This window comes from Citrobacter sp. CK194 (genome assembly GCF_030333395.1).
GTDB lineage: Bacteria > Pseudomonadota > Gammaproteobacteria > Enterobacterales > Enterobacteriaceae > Citrobacter_B > Citrobacter_B koseri.
Genome location: NZ_JAOWGA010000019.1, coordinates 207915 through 222616, shown reverse-complemented (window position 1 = coordinate 222616; position 14702 = coordinate 207915). Strand labels below are relative to the sequence as shown.

12 protein-coding genes are annotated in these 14702 nt (G+C 53.7%); 5 read left to right on the top strand and 7 right to left on the bottom strand.

The features are described 5' to 3' along the window. The first annotated feature begins 568 nt into the window (after positions 1 to 568). Both lpxP and ypdK read left to right on the top strand, forming a co-directional pair. Positions 569 to 1489 (top strand): kdo(2)-lipid IV(A) palmitoleoyltransferase, encoded by a 921-nt coding sequence (gene lpxP, locus OGX80_RS17235; RefSeq protein ID WP_115181319.1) that lies wholly within the window; start codon positions 569 to 571, stop codon positions 1487 to 1489. A gap of 378 nt (positions 1490 to 1867) precedes the next feature. Further along, the gene (ypdK, locus tag OGX80_RS17230) at positions 1868 to 1939 is read left to right on the top strand and encodes a membrane protein YpdK (RefSeq protein ID WP_010723117.1); all 72 of its coding nucleotides are present in this window, start codon (positions 1868 to 1870) and stop codon (positions 1937 to 1939) included. 51 nt (positions 1940 to 1990) lie between these two features. On the opposite strand, the gene alaC is transcribed toward ypdK, so the two are convergent. After that, positions 1991 to 3229: an alanine transaminase gene (gene alaC / locus OGX80_RS17225; RefSeq protein WP_012131405.1), complete on the bottom strand. Its 1239-nt coding sequence runs from the start codon at positions 3227 to 3229 to the stop codon at positions 1991 to 1993. Positions 3230 to 3618: 389 nt separating this feature from the next. On the opposite strand from alaC, the gene ypdA reads away from it, so the two are divergent. The 3 genes from ypdA to OGX80_RS17210 are packed head-to-tail and all read left to right on the top strand — an operon-like array spanning position 3619 to position 6937. After that, positions 3619 to 5316 carry a two-component system sensor histidine kinase YpdA gene (ypdA, locus tag OGX80_RS17220; protein ID WP_115181318.1) on the top strand — a complete coding sequence of 566 codons (1698 nt, stop codon included), beginning with the start codon at positions 3619 to 3621 and terminating at the stop codon, positions 5314 to 5316. 14 nt (positions 5317 to 5330) lie between these two features. Further along, positions 5331 to 6065, top strand: a complete 735-nt coding sequence (gene ypdB, locus OGX80_RS17215) for a two-component system response regulator YpdB (protein WP_058667806.1) — start codon at positions 5331 to 5333, stop codon at positions 6063 to 6065. Between the two features lie 14 nt (positions 6066 to 6079). After that, positions 6080 to 6937, top strand: coding sequence for an AraC family transcriptional regulator (locus tag OGX80_RS17210; protein WP_012131402.1), 858 nt, complete (start codon positions 6080 to 6082; stop codon positions 6935 to 6937). Positions 6938 to 7156: 219 nt separating this feature from the next. On the opposite strand, the gene ptsP is transcribed toward OGX80_RS17210, so the two are convergent. The 6 genes from ptsP to glk all read right to left on the bottom strand — a co-directional run bounded on the left by ptsP (position 7157) and on the right by glk (position 14625). Continuing rightward, the gene (ptsP, locus tag OGX80_RS17205) at positions 7157 to 9652 is read right to left on the bottom strand and encodes a phosphoenolpyruvate--protein phosphotransferase (RefSeq protein ID WP_115181317.1); all 2496 of its coding nucleotides are present in this window, start codon (positions 9650 to 9652) and stop codon (positions 7157 to 7159) included. A gap of 26 nt (positions 9653 to 9678) precedes the next feature. Further along, on the bottom strand, positions 9679 to 10716 hold the full coding sequence (gene ypdE, locus OGX80_RS17200) for an aminopeptidase (protein WP_115181316.1): 1038 nt from the start codon (positions 10714 to 10716) through the stop codon (positions 9679 to 9681). Continuing rightward, positions 10716 to 11801: an aminopeptidase gene (gene ypdF / locus OGX80_RS17195; RefSeq protein WP_233644207.1), complete on the bottom strand. Its 1086-nt coding sequence runs from the start codon at positions 11799 to 11801 to the stop codon at positions 10716 to 10718. The genes ypdE and ypdF overlap by 1 nt, the downstream gene beginning before the upstream one ends. A 16-nt stretch (positions 11802 to 11817) precedes the next feature. Next, a complete protein-coding gene (locus OGX80_RS17190) occupies positions 11818 to 13065 on the bottom strand; it encodes a PTS fructose transporter subunit IIC (protein WP_047462213.1) in 1248 nt (415 codons plus the stop codon). A 20-nt stretch (positions 13066 to 13085) separates the two neighbouring features. Further along, positions 13086 to 13412, bottom strand: coding sequence for a PTS fructose transporter subunit IIB (locus tag OGX80_RS17185; protein WP_047462211.1), 327 nt, complete (start codon positions 13410 to 13412; stop codon positions 13086 to 13088). Positions 13413 to 13659: 247 nt separating this feature from the next. Then, positions 13660 to 14625, bottom strand: coding sequence for a glucokinase (glk, locus tag OGX80_RS17180; protein ID WP_012131396.1), 966 nt, complete (start codon positions 14623 to 14625; stop codon positions 13660 to 13662). Positions 14626 to 14702 lie beyond the last annotated feature (77 nt).

The following is a 14702-nucleotide window of genomic DNA, read 5'->3' as shown; positions in this document are numbered from 1 at the left end:
GTTTATTATTGTTTTTTTAAGGTGGAAAAGATTTATTTGATGGGGTAATCTGAACATCGATTATTTAATGTCTTAATTTGTTATCTAATTGATATAAAACATGTTTTTATTTAGTTAAGATTATTCTTAAAATCGCTGTTTTTTGATTTAAAATATCCTTTGTTAACTCATTTAATTAAATGCTTCCATCAATGAGAATATTTAAAGCAATTGTTATCACATTCAGAAGCGTCAGACTCTGACAGGCTTACCGGCCAGAAGCGGCTTTTCAGGGAAAACGAACATGTGCACACACATAGAAAACCATTTAAAAACAATAAATTAATAACAAAACCACCCCCATCAAAAAATATTTACGCATCTTAATTAATAATTTCTGGCTGATATTAATCCCCCGGTGGTACATTAGTTGTCCAAGCATTCATGCCCCTCGTGGTTTTGTCCTGACTAAGCTTTACACTCTTTACAGGAACCATTGTCGTACATGATGGCCTAACTATCGTGAGTGTACCGCTGCGGACAATGAATCTTCTGCGATACATATTGTTCGTATCAACAGAGGGTATTTATGTTCCCACAATGCAAATTTTCTCGTGCGTTACTGCACCCGCGCTACTGGCTTACCTGGTTTGGTCTTACTGTACTCTGGTTACTGGTGCTGCTTCCCTACCCCGTTTTACGCTTCCTGGGTACGCGAACCGGCAGACTTGCCCGTCCCTTTCTGAAACGTCGCGAATCCATCGCCCGTAAGAATCTTGAGCTTTGCTTCCCCAATCTGACGCCGGAAGAAAGGGAAAAGATGATAGTGGAGAACTTCCACTCCCTCGGAATGGCACTTATTGAAACGGGTATGGCGTGGTTCTGGCCTGATAAGCGGGTACGTAAATGGTTTGATGTGGACGGTCTGGATAACCTCATGCAGGCGCAAGCGCAAAAACGCGGTGTGATGGTCGTTGGCGTCCACTTTATGTCGCTGGAATTAGGCGGTCGGGTCATGGGGCTGTGCCGGCCGATGATGGCGACATACCGCCCGCACAATAACTCGCTGATGGAGTGGGTTCAGACGCGGGGTCGCATGCGTTCAAATAAAGCGATGATTGGGCGCAACAATCTGCGCGGCATCGTCGGCGCGCTGAAAAAAGGTGAAGCCGTATGGTTCGCCCCGGATCAGGATTACGGCCGTAAAGGCAGTTCATTTGCCCCCTTCTTCGCGGTCAAAGACGTCGCAACGACTAACGGCACCTATGTGTTATCCCGCCTTTCCGGCGCAGCGATGCTGACCGTCACCATGATCAGAAAAGGTGATAACTCAGGTTATCGTCTGTACATCACGCCAGAAATGGAAGGCTACCCGGAAGAAGAGAACCAGGCGGCAGCCTATATGAACAAGATTATTGAGAAAGAGATTATGCGCGCACCTGAGCAATATCTCTGGATCCATCGTCGTTTCAAAACGCGCCCTTTAGGGGAAGCATCGTTGTATGTTTAAAAAAGGCCGCAAGGCCTTTTTTATTGCCCGGCGCTATCTTTCCTTCCAATATCCCTGTTAACCATCTGGTTTTTATGTGACTTTTTCTGAACAGCAATAGCGTCGCTGAATAGCAATTTATTACCGTCAGAAATTAAACTGTCGCCGAATCACGACAGTTGTAAGTTACTAAAAGTAAATAAAAAAATGCCTCTTGTCTCGCCTCATTTTTAGGCGTACATTAGCGCCGTCTGGAGCAATAACGCACAGAATTCTGAGGTGATGCCACAAGAAAGACGGAGAACATTCTCAATCTCATTCTGGCGGGCACCAGCTCTCTATACACAGGTAAATTTAAGTTCATTTAGGCGTGCTTAAAGCGACGCGGAGAGATGAAACGTGAAATATTTCTTTATGGGCATTTCATTTATGGTCATCGTTTGGGCCGGTACTTTTGCCCTGATGATCTAAATTGAAAAGATGCAGCAAAAAACAGGAGCCAGATGGCTCCTGTTTGCTTTTCTACTCGGTACCTTCTGTTACCGATTTCGCCCCCGCAGGCAGCAGGCCATCTGCGCGGAACATGGTCTTAATACCTCTGATCGCCTGACGTATACGATCCCGGTTTTCTATTAGCGCGAAACGCACATGGGTGTCGCCGTAGTCGCCGAAACCGATCCCCGGCGACACGCACACTTTGGCGTCGTTAAGCAGCTTTTTCGCAAATTCCAGCGACCCCATTGCCGCGTACTGCTCCGGTATTTTTGCCCAGACATACATCGAGGCTTTTGGCATTTCGACCATCCATCCGGCTTCATGCAAGCCTTTCACCAGTACGTCGCGGCGACGTTTATACTGCTCGGCGATATCACGCACGCACTGTTGATCGCCTTCCAGCGCGGCAATCGCCGCCACCTGTAACGGCGTGAAGGTTCCGTAATCGTGGTAGCTCTTAATCCGCGACAGCGCACTGACTAACGTCTGGTTGCCCACCATAAAGCCAATGCGCCAGCCCGCCATGTTGTAACTTTTCGACAGGGTGAAAAACTCCACCGCCACGTCGCGCGCGCCCGGCACCTGCATAATTGACGGCGCTTTCCAGCCGTCATATACGATATCGGCATAGGCCAGATCGTGGACCACCAGCACGTCGTAGCGTTTGGCCAGCGCAACCACTTTTTCGAAGAATTCTAACTCAACGCACTGTGCCGTCGGGTTGGAGGGGAAACCAAGAATCATCATCTTCGGTTTCGGGTAGCTTTCACGGATCGCGCGTTCCAGCTCGTTGAAGAAATCCACGCCTTCCACCAGCGGAACCGAACGCACCTGCGCGCCGGCGATGACGGCGCCATAAATATGGATGGGATAACTGGGGTTCGGCACCAGCACGGTATCGCCATGATCGAGGGTTGCCAGCATCAGGTGCGCTAACCCTTCTTTCGAACCAATAGTGACGATCGCTTCCGTTTCTGGATCGATATCCACGTCGTAACGTTCCTGATACCAGCGGGAGATCGCCCGGCGTAAACGCGGGATCCCGCGTGAGGTCGAGTAACCATGCGTATCCGGGCGTTGAGCCACCGTACAGAGTTTCTCGACGATATGAGGAGGCGTTGCCCCATCCGGGTTCCCCATGCTGAAGTCAATAATATCTTCGCCGCGCCGACGCGCAGCCATCTTCAGTTCAGCGGTAATGTTAAAAACGTAGGGAGGGAGACGATCAATACGCGTAAAGCGACGTTCAGGGCGGGTATCAGCCATAGTATCCTCAGATTCACGTTAGCGCCCGGACCGTCCGAGCGACGCTGCCACGACCGTGGCATGCTTAGAAAATAGCCTGAAAAAAATCCTCCTGTCGAGAGGCAAACGAAAATATTTTTCATCGGCTTAAAAGGGGAATACTAAAAAGAAAACGGGAATACTCAGCAAAATATCGCCCATAACAACCATCAATTAATTAACATTTTGATATCAATAAAATTACCTTAAGGCGTTCCTCATCCTGGCGAGGTCTTGTCATTTCTCTAACAAAAGATTAATCCCCTTTTAATATTATGGTTTTTCCTCATTAACAGCGCCGCATCAGCGGGCTGGTCATATGGGTGCGGGTTACCTATCATAGTGGTTTAACCCAGTCACAAGAGTCACCCGTGCACGAAATATTCAACATGCTGCTGGCGGTATTTGACCGGGCAGCGCTAATGCTGTTCTGTCTGTTTTTCCTCATCCGTATCCGCCTGTTTCGCGAACTGTTGCATAAGTCAGCGCACTCCCCGAAAGAGCTGCTCGCCGTTACCGCGATTTTCTCGATGTTCGCCCTGTTCAGCACCTGGTCCGGCGTGCCGGTCGAAGGCTCGCTGGTGAATGTTCGCATCATCGCCGTGATGTCCGGGGGCATTTTGTTTGGCCCGTGGGTCGGGATCATTACAGGTGTGATCGCCGGTATTCACCGCTACCTTATCGATATTGGCGGGGTCACTGCCGTACCGTGTTTTATCACCAGTATTCTGGCGGGATGTATCGCGGGCTGGATAAACCGGAAAATCCCAAAAGCACAGCACTGGCGCGTGGGTATTTTGGGCGGGATGCTTTGTGAAACCTTGACCATGATTCTGGTCATTGTCTGGGCGCCGACCATCGCGCTGGGCGTAGATATCGTGTCCAAAATCGGTATCCCGATGATCCTCGGCAGCGTATGTATCGGTTTTATCGTGCTGCTGGTTCAAAGCGTGGAGGGCGAGAAAGAGGCCAGCGCCGCGCGGCAGGCCAAACTAGCGCTGGATATCGCCAACAAAACGTTGCCGCTCTTTCGCCAGGTCAACAGCGAATCACTCCGCCAGGTGTGCGAAATCATCCGTCATGATATCCATGCCGACGCGGTAGCAATCACTAATACCGAACACGTTCTGGCCTATGTCGGCGTGGGGGAAACCAACTACCGCAATAACGATGATTTTGTCAGCCCGACCACGCAACAGGCCATCAATTACGGGAAAATCATCATTAAAAACAATGATGAAGCGCACCGCACGCCGGAAATACACTCAATGCTGGTCATCCCATTATGGGAAAAGGGCGTAGTGACCGGGACGCTAAAAATCTACTACTGCCACGCGCATCAGATCACCTCTTCCCTGCAAGAGATGGCGATCGGCCTGTCGCAGATTATCTCCACCCAACTGGAAGTGTCCCGCGCGGAGCAACTGCGGGAAATGGCAAATAAGGCAGAGCTGCGAGCGCTGCAAAGTAAAATTAATCCCCATTTCCTGTTTAATGCGCTGAACGCCATTTCGTCATCCATTCGGCTCAACCCGGACACCGCACGCCAGCTCATTTTTAATCTGTCACGCTATCTGCGCTATAACATTGAATTAAAAGATGATGAGCAAATTGATATCAAAAAGGAGCTGTATCAAATCAAGGACTACATCGCCATTGAGCAGGCTCGTTTTGGCGACAAGCTGACCGTCATTTATGATATTGATGAAGAGGTGAACTGCTACATTCCCAGCCTGCTTATTCAGCCGCTGGTAGAGAATGCAATCGTCCACGGCATTCAACCCTGTAAAGGAAAAGGCGTAGTGACCATCAGCGTCGCCGAATGCGGCAACCGTGTGCGAATCGCCGTCAGGGATACCGGCCACGGTATTGATCCTAAAGTAATTGAGCGGGTGGAGGCGAATGAAATGCCGGGAAATAAAATCGGCCTGCTGAATGTCCATCATCGCGTTAAGCTGTTATACGGTGAAGGGCTGCACATCCGCCGTCTGGAACCGGGCACCGAAATCGCCTTTTATGTTCCCAATCAGCGCTCCCCTGCCGCCGCACCGGCAACGTTATTGCTTTAACCCGGAGATGAGTAGTGAAAGTCATCATCGTTGAAGATGAATTCCTGGCCCAGCAAGAATTAAGCTGGCTGATAAAAGAGCATAGCCAGATGGAGATTGTCGGTACGTTTGACGACGGTCTGGACGTGCTCAAATTTCTACAGCATAACCGCGTTGACGCCATTTTTCTGGACATCAATATTCCCTCGCTGGATGGCGTATTGCTGGCGCAAAACATCAGCCAGTTCGCCCATAAGCCGTTTATTGTGTTTATTACCGCATGGAAAGAGCACGCGGTAGAGGCGTTTGAACTGGAAGCATTTGACTACATACTGAAGCCGTACCAGGAATCACGCATCGTGGGGATGCTGCAAAAGCTGGAGGCCGCCTGGCAACAGCAGCAGGCCGTCGCCGTTCCCGGCAGCCCTGTCGCCCGTGAAAACGACACCATTAATCTGATTAAAGATGAGCGCATTATCGTCACGCCGATCAACGATATCTATTACGCCGAAGCGCATGAAAAGATGACGTTTGTCTACACGCGGCGGGAGTCGTATGTCATGCCGATGAATATCACCGAGTTTTGCAGCAAACTGCCAGCGTCGCATTTCTTTCGCTGCCACCGCTCGTTTTGTGTGAATTTAAACAAGATCCGCGAAATCGAACCCTGGTTTAACAACACGTACATCCTGCGGCTCAAAGATCTGGAATTTGAAATCCCGGTCAGTCGGAGTAAAGTGAAAGAGTTCAGGCAGTTAATGCATTTATGACTCAGGATTAGGTGATGAAAGAACCAGGCTTGCCCGCAGACCAACAGTTTTTTGCCGATCTGTTCAGCGGCCTGGTGTTAAATCCGCAGCGGCTGGGACGCGTCTGGTTTGCCACGCAACATACCGCTCTCCCCACAGGCAGCCTGTGTATTGATTTACCGCGTCTCGACATCGTATTGCGCGGAGAATACGGCAACCTGCTCGAAAAAAAACAGCACGCCCTGACGGAGGGTGAGATGCTGTTCATCCCCGCCAGGGCGGCAAACCTGCCCGGTAGCGATAAACCGGTGATGCTGTTAAGTCTGGTGTTTGCCCCGGCCTGGTTAGGATTATCGTTTTACGATAACCGTACCGCTTCCCTGTTACGCCCGGTGCGACGCATTGAGTTAGCGCACCAGCAGCGCGGCGAAGGGGAAGCCATGCTCACGGCTCTGACCCATCTGAGCCGCTCGCCTCAGGCGCAGGATATTATTCAGCCTCTGGTTCTCAGCCTGCTGCATCTGTGCCGTAGCGTGGTCAATACTCGCCCGGACTCACGCCGCCCGCGCTCGGAATTTCTCTATCACAGTATGTGCAACTGGGTGCAGGACAACTACGCCCGGCCGCTGACGCGGGAAAGCGTGGCGCAGTTTTTCAATATCACGCCGAATCACTTATCAAAACTGTTCACCCAGCACGGCACCATGAGTTTTGTCGAGTATGTTCGCTGGGTGCGAATGGCGAAGGCGCGCATCATTTTGCAGAAGTACCATCTGTCAATTAGCGAGGTGGCGGAACGTTGCGGATATCACGACAGCGACTATTTTTGCCGCCTGTTTCGCCGGCAGTTTGGCCTGACGCCGGGAGAGTACAGCGCACGTTTTCAGGGGTAACCGCCGGATGGCGGCGTAACGCCTTATCCGGCCTACATGTAAAACGAATAACCGGGCATAACCGCCGGATGACGGCGTAACGCCTTATCCGGCCTACGCGTAAAACGGATAACCGGGCATAACCGCCGGATGGCGGCATACACGTAAAACGAATAATTGGGCGTACACGTAGGCCCGGTAAGCGATAGCGCCACCGGGCATTCACTCAGACACGCAGACTCAAAACGTCAGTTCCGCCTCCAGCAGCGCCAGAAGACTTTCGGCATCCTGAGCGGCGAACAGCGACTGACGGAAGTTTTTATTCACCAGCTTACGCGCCAGCTGCGAAAAGACTTTCACATGGTTAATCCCTTCATCAGCGCCCAGCGTCAACATAATCACCAGCTCAACCTCGCCCATCTCCGACTGCCAGTCAACAGGGCGCGCCAGCCGCGCAATGCTGATGCTGGAATGACGTATCCACTGTGATTTGGTATGCGGGATCGCCACGCCAAAACCGACAGCAGTCGTGACAATCTCCTCACGTTGCCAGACATCCTCTTCCAGCTCAAACGGATGCTCAGTACGCCCGTTTACGCCGAGATTGCCGCAAAGAAACTGAATCACCTGCTCTTTGTTGCTCAATGACTCGCCCACAAAGATATTTTCCAGCGCCAGCAGCGGACGCACGTCTTTTTGCGGCGCAAACTGATTCAACAGCGTTTCAATCTCCTCTGCGCTACGACACTCACAGGCCTGCGCCGCAAGCGCCCGGCACGCCTGGCTGTCCATCTGCCGCAGCTGGCTTTTCACGCCAGGGATTCGCGGGCTGCTCATGCTTAATTCATCCAGTTCCAGCCCCAGCAGCAGCGGTAAATACCGGCTTTCACCGCCCAGCTCGCCGCAAATCCCCACCCATTTTCCGTGCTGATGCGCCGTGCGGACGATCTGCTGCAACATGCGCAGGAATGACGGCGTAATCGGGTTATACAGCGGCGAGACGCGCGGATTATTACGATCGACGGCATACAGATACTGGGTCATATCGTTCGAGCCGATGCTAAAGAAATCCACCTCATCGCAGAAGTGATCGATGATGTAACAGACCGACGGAACTTCCACCATAATCCCCAGCGGGATCGTTGCAGCATGGCGCAGCCCGTCTCTTTTGAGTTCCACGATCGCTTTTTGCAGCTCGCTTTTAACCCACAGGATCTGATCGAGACTGTGCACCATCGGGATCATAAGTTGCGCCTGACCAAAAGTTGCCGCACGCAAAATAGCGCGAAGCTGCGTGCGAAACAGCCCGGCAAACTCAGGATAAATACGCACGGCGCGATAGCCGAGGAAAGGGTTCTCTTCCTGCGGGATATTGAGATAGCGAATATTTTTATCGCCGCCAATGTCCATCGTGCGAAAAATAACCGGCTTCTCTCCCGCCGCCAGCAGTACCTGCTGGTAGGCCTCAAACTGTTCCTGTTCGTCAGGGGCGCTGTCGCGATCCATGAACAACATTTCAGTGCGGAACAGACCGATGCCTTCCGCGCCATTGGCAAACGCGCCCGGCGCTTCCAGCGCCGTACCAATATTGGCGGCGATATCAAGACGCTGATTATCCCGGGAGAAAGCAGGCAAAGACGCTTCTCTCGCCTGTTGCTGTTGACGCTTATCCGCCAGTTGCTGCGCAATGGCGTAATAGCCGCAGACGGCGGCGTTCGGGTTAATCGCCAGCACGCCGCATTGGGCATCCAGCACCGCAGGTTGCCCGGCGTAGCGACTGAGCGCGTCCAGGGGCAGCCCACTGAGCACCGGAATCGCGGATGCGCGCGCCAGAATCAGCGTGTGCGACGTTCTGCCGGTTTTCTCCAGAATCATGCCGGACAGGTGCTGCAAATCGAGGCTCAGGAACTGGCTTGGCGTCAGATCTTCCGCCACCAGAATGGTCGGCTGTTCAAGAATCAACGTATTACGCGGGCGTCGTTCCGGCCAGGTGATATGCAGCAACTGTTCGCTAATATCACGAATATCGCTTACCCGCTCGCGTAAGTAGTCGCTTGCGGAGGACGACAGCTTGTCGCACACCTGCTCCATATTGGCGATAATCGCCGCGCCCAGCCCCTTGTGCTGCTCGTCCATCAGGCGGCGAATGTTCCCCGCAAACTCGTCATCCTGGATCAGCGACAGATGGGCGCTAAGGATCGTTTTACTTTCACCGTCACGTTCGCGAAGCTGTTGATTAAGCTGCTCCGCCAGCGTCGCCAGGCTATGTTCGAGCCGGGTGCTGTCTTCCGCGCTGGCCGGAATTGCGCGATACGCCTCCAGATTATCGTTTCGCCACAACGTGAGCGCGCCAGCGCCGACGCCGTTAGCCAATACCGCGCCATACAGTAAATCGGGATTCAGTCGAACCAGCGAGCGCGGTAGCGGATGCGCCGCCAGTTCCGCAGAGGTCGGCTGAACGCTGTCACTGTCGATAAACCGGTGCTGGAGATAGGTCTCCAGAGAACGCCTGGCCTGCTCTTCATCACTGCCGCTAATGTTCAGACTGCAACTGTCGTTAAACAGCGTTCCGGTGCCGATCAGCGCCAGCGAGCTTTTCGCGTCCGCGCGCGCATTCTGGCGATGGTTAATAAACGTCACCTCGCTTTGCCACTGGCTACACTGCTCTTTCAGTTCCCACGCCGGACGCGCATGCAGGCCATTTGGCAACGGGCAGAGAAATTGAATCGTTAACATAACAACTCCTGATTAACGCAAGACGCTCATCTGAAATCCGTAAGATGAACGACGGTCTCACGCGTAAGACGGGTAATAAGTGCCGATAAAAGTTGCTGCGTGTGGATAATGTCGCGGCAATCCGCAATGGACGCGGCGCAATGCCCGTGACGCGTGGCGGGCCCAATAACCACCGTCGGGGTTCCCGTCCCGGTCAAATGCACCGCTCCGCCATCCGTCCCTCCATTACTGAACATATCCAGTTGCAGCGGCAGACCGGAGTCACTGGCGACGCTTTCAACCCAGGCGGTCAGTTTGGGCGGCGCGATGAGCGACTTATCGGCAAGCACCAGCATCGGCCCTTTACCGATCTGCCGATGATTCGCCGAGCCATAATCAAAGTTTTTCGCCCAGCAGGCGGTGTCCAGCACGATAGCGATATCGGGAGCAACCGCGCGAGCGGCCGTTTGCCCGCCGCGTAACCCGACCTCTTCGCTGGAGCTGGCTACCAGCCAGACCTCGGCGGGCAGCGCTGCGTCATGCCATTCACGCAGCAGCATGATCAACAAGTAGCACCCCAGTCGGTCATCAAATGCTTTCCCCATTACCCGCTGGTGTGGCAGCACCTGAAACGCAGAGTCAAAAGTAACGCGATCGCCAGGTCGAACGCCCGCCTGGATCACCTCATCATATGAGCGTGCGCCAATATCGACCCGCAAGGCGCCAACCTCATTTCCATTACGCTCGCCATCCAGCAAACCGGGAATTTTACTGTCTTCCCGCGTGGTAATACGCACGGGCTGGAGCTGGCGGGCCGCCATACGCACGTTGCCGACCGGCAACACATCGATCGCCCCTTCCGACGAGATACTGCGCACAATAAACCCCACCTCATCCATGTGCGCGCAGATCATCACTTTCGGCCCATCGGACTCATTAAGGCGGATCAGCACCGATCCCAGCCCGTCAAAACGCACCTCTTTGTGCAGACGATCCGCTTCCTCCAGTAAGATCTGGCGCACTTCCTGCTCTGAGGAGGCAATGGCATCCGCCTCGCTCAGGGCTTTTAACAGCGATAAATCCATTATGCTTCTCCCGTGAGCAATACTGTTTTCGGCATCGTGTAGAGCACTTCCGCGCCGTCTTCCGTGACCAGTACGACATCTTCAATACGCACGCCGCCCTGCCCCGGCAGGTAAATGCCCGGCTCTACGGTCAGCAACATGCCTGCGGCAAGTCGGGTGGTATCCGTTGGTGAAAAGCGCGGCGCTTCATGCACCTCAATGCCGATAGCGTGCCCGGTGTTGTGGCCGAAATAATCGCCATAGCCCGCCGCCTCAATCACCCGACGAGCCGCAGCATCCACCGCCTGGCAGCACACGCCCGGACGAATGGCGGCAATCGCCGCCTGCTGCGCCTCAAGAACCGTCTGGTAAACGGCGAACAGCGGATGAGATGCGACGGGCGCATCCTGCCCGCTCACGAGGAATGTTCGCGTCATATCCGAACAATACCCCTGATATTGCGCCCCAAAATCCAGGGTAATAAATTCACCCGCCGCGACGATTTTTTCGCTGGCTTTACCGTGGGGTAACGCCCCACGCCAGCCGCTGGCGACGATGGTGTCAAAAGAGGCTTTTTCCGCCCCCTGCTGGCGCATAAACCACTCCAGCTCCGCGGCAATTTCCCGTTCGAGAAGACCGGGGCGAATAAAACGGCGGATATGCTCCGCGCTGCAATCGGCAATCCGGCAGGCCTCGCGTATCAACGCTATTTCCTGTGTCGTTTTGATCTGTCGCAGCGCGTCCGGCGACGCGCTCACCAGCTTCGCCCGCAGCCTTTCCTGCCAGCGTTGCGCGCAATCCCAACTTACCTGCGCGCCTTCAAAACCAATGACCTGCAATTGCTCGTCGTCGATTATCTGGTTCACAATGGAAGTCAGCGTCTGCGACCCGGCCAACAGATGCAGTTGATCGCCATGCGCACGCGCTTCAACGTCAGCGTAATAACGGCCATCCACCAGCAGATGCGCGCTTTTATGCGTGATAAAAACAAACCCGGCGCTGCTGGAAATCCCCAAATGCGGTTGCTTGTTCTGCCGGGATGAAATCAATACCGCATCCAGGCGTTGTTCCACCAGCCACTGGCGAAGCGATGCACGTAACGTCATGATGTCATTCCTTTTTTCAGAGGCTTTCAATCAGCAGTTTGCCTCTGCGATACATCATGTGACGCAGGAAAACGACCATCAGCGCCGTGATCACCGCCCCTAACACGATCCCCGCCATATAGACGCCAAGATTGCTCACCAGCGGCCATGCCCAAATCGCAGACTCAGGGAACCACTGCACGGCGCCCAGCCAGACGGCGGTTGTCGAGCCGACAATCGCGCCCACCATATACGAAGGGATTGCCGTGATCGGGCTTTCCAGCGCGAAAGGAATCGCTCCCTCGCTGATCCCCATAAACGCCAGGAACATCGCGGTTTTGCCTTGCGGATACAGTTGCGCGTTAAACAGGCGCTTACCGGTTAAGCGACGATCGAGAATCGTTGCCAGCCCCAGACCAATCGGCGGGATCACAATCGCGATAGAACGCGCGGTGACGGGTAAAACGTGATCGGTAGTGAAACTAAAAGCGACAAATCCTGCGGCCTTGTTAATTGGGCCGCCGAGATCGATCGCCGTTGCCGCCGAGATCCCCATCGCATACATCAGCGTTCCTTTTTCACCCGCCGCCGTCAGTAGCGTGCGGATACCGCCGTTGATCCATCCGCCAAACGGCGTGATCACGTAGTACATCGCCAGCATCACAAAAATGGCGGACAAAATGGGCAGCAAAAAGGTGGTTTTGAAGGCCAGTAAGAAATCAGGCAACTGGATTTTTTGATTCATCCACTTCACCAGATAGCCCGCGACAATCGAGATAATCAGCGCCCCGATGAACGTTGACGGTACGGGCGCGGTCGTTACCCATTGCAGGCTGGCCGGGTCAAAATTCAGTATCTGGGTTGGCTGGGTGGACATTAAGCCGCCGATGAATCCTGCGGGAAAGGCCAGCTTACCGCCGATAGAGTTAGCGACAAACGCCGCGAACATTGGAATCGCAAAGCCAAACAACACGCCGCCAAAGGATTGCGATAGCCAGGCGAATTTCAGTAATGAGAGGTTAAAACCGTCGAATTTTCCGCTATTCAGCGCATCCATAATGCCGGTATCTGCGGGAATTTTCAGCCAGCTATAGGCAATCAGCTGGCTGAAAGCGAGAATCACCCCACCCATGATTAACGTGGGCACCATGCGCGAGATACCCGACATGACGTGCTGCGGAAGTTCGCCCCAGAAGCTGTTACGGGAGGCCGGAGGGGTTTTTATTGCCGCTGCCGCACCGGATGCGCCAGGCACAACGGTTGCACTGCGTTTTTTAATGGCCATATGTGTATCCCTGTCGAAAATTATTGTTGCTCTGCCGCAATCATCTCTTCGATTTCTTTAATGATACCGGCGGCGTTTTTTATCGCGTCCTGGAGCGTAATTTCATACACATCGCGCGACTCAAACCGTTCATTGTCTTCGGGGGTAACGGCAACGGAATGGATGATTAGCGTCGCCTCAGCGATATCCTGCGCCGTCAGGCGATTCTGGATGCCGTCCGCCCCCTGGGTTTCAATTTTCACCTCGTATCCCGCTTCAACCGCCGCCTCTTCCAGCGCCTGAGCCGCCATAAATGTGTGGGCCAGCCCCATCGGGCATGCGCAAACAGCAATGAGTTTTTTCGCCATAACAGACTCCTCCAGATAGTTAACGAGAGAAATTATGGCGGTGAGAGCCTGCGCATTGTTATCAGACAAATAATGCTTTTACTGGACAAATAATCCCGTTAAACAGAAATGTGACGAGCGTCGGAAAGGTCGGCGACGGGCACAAAAAAACCGCGTCAGTGACGCGGTTTAAGGCCGGATAATGCAGGCAACGACTGTCATGCCCTGCCTGATGGCGCTAACGCGTATCAGGCCTGCCGAGCTTCAATTACAGAATTTGCCCTAACGTCTGGCGCAGATGCGCGCCGGAGCCGAGCAGACCGGGATTATCATGCACAATCAGGTAAACCGGAATATCCTGAACGTAGGCTTTGAAACGGCCTTTGTCTTCAAACCCGCCACGAAAGCCGGAGGCTTTAAAGAACTCCAGGAAGCGCGGCACGATGCCGCCCGCAATGTAGACGCCGCCAAACGTGCCCAGCGTCAACGCCAGATTACCGCCAAAACGGCCCATAATGACGCAAAACAGCGACAGCGCACGACGAGAGTCAATGCAGGTATCCGCCAGCGCGCGTTCGGTAATATCTTTCGGTTGCAGATTTTCCGGCAGACGGCCATCAGATTTGACGATAGCGCGATACAGATTCACCAGCCCTGGCCCCGACAACACGCGCTCGGCGGAGACGTGACCAATTTCCGCACGCAGTTCTTCGAGAATAATGCCTTCCTCTTCGCTGTTCGGCGCGAAGTCAACGTGACCGCCCTCGCCCGGCAGGCTGATCCAGCGTTTATCGACATGAACCAGGTGCGCCACCCCTAATCCGGTTCCGGCGCCGTAAACGGCAATCGGTTTGCCGGCAACCGGTTCCGCGCCGCCGAACTGGATCAGATGCTCTTTGCGCAGCATCGGGATCGCCATCGACACGGCGGTAAAATCGTTGATGATTTCCAGATGGCTAAAGCCAAGATTCTTTTTCATCTCCGCAATAGAAAATGCCCAGGTGTGGTTGGTCATCGCCACCCAGTCACCGGTGATCGGGCAGGCGATAGCGATACAGCCGTCTTCCACCCTGGCGTTATGCTCGTCCAGATACACGCGCACCACGGCTTCGAGGCTCGGATAATCCAGCCCGGAATAGGTTTTCGCCTGCGAAATCTCCCCGCTGGTCATATCGCACAGAGCAAGACGCGCGTTGGTGCCGCCTACATCACCTACTAAAGCATATTTTGTCATTCTTCTACTGCTCCGCTAAAGTCAGAATAAATCTTTGCCACACTGTAAATTCATGGGGGCATAACAACAACGGTCGA

Coding starts and splice junctions, on each gene's coding strand:
- OGX80_RS17210 (WP_012131402.1), top strand. CDS start 6,080: ATGAAAGAACCAGGCTTGCCCGCAGACCAACAGTTTTTTGCCGATCTG.
- OGX80_RS17190 (WP_047462213.1), bottom strand. CDS start 13,065: ATGGCCATTAAAAAACGCAGTGCAACCGTTGTGCCTGGCGCATCCGGT.
- lpxP (WP_115181319.1), top strand. CDS start 569: ATGTTCCCACAATGCAAATTTTCTCGTGCGTTACTGCACCCGCGCTAC.
- OGX80_RS17185 (WP_047462211.1), bottom strand. CDS start 13,412: ATGGCGAAAAAACTCATTGCTGTTTGCGCATGCCCGATGGGGCTGGCC.
- ypdE (WP_115181316.1), bottom strand. CDS start 10,716: ATGGATTTATCGCTGTTAAAAGCCCTGAGCGAGGCGGATGCCATTGCC.
- ptsP (WP_115181317.1), bottom strand. CDS start 9,652: ATGTTAACGATTCAATTTCTCTGCCCGTTGCCAAATGGCCTGCATGCG.
- alaC (WP_012131405.1), bottom strand. CDS start 3,229: ATGGCTGATACCCGCCCTGAACGTCGCTTTACGCGTATTGATCGTCTC.
- ypdF (WP_233644207.1), bottom strand. CDS start 11,801: ATGACGTTACGTGCATCGCTTCGCCAGTGGCTGGTGGAACAACGCCTG.
- glk (WP_012131396.1), bottom strand. CDS start 14,625: ATGACAAAATATGCTTTAGTAGGTGATGTAGGCGGCACCAACGCGCGT.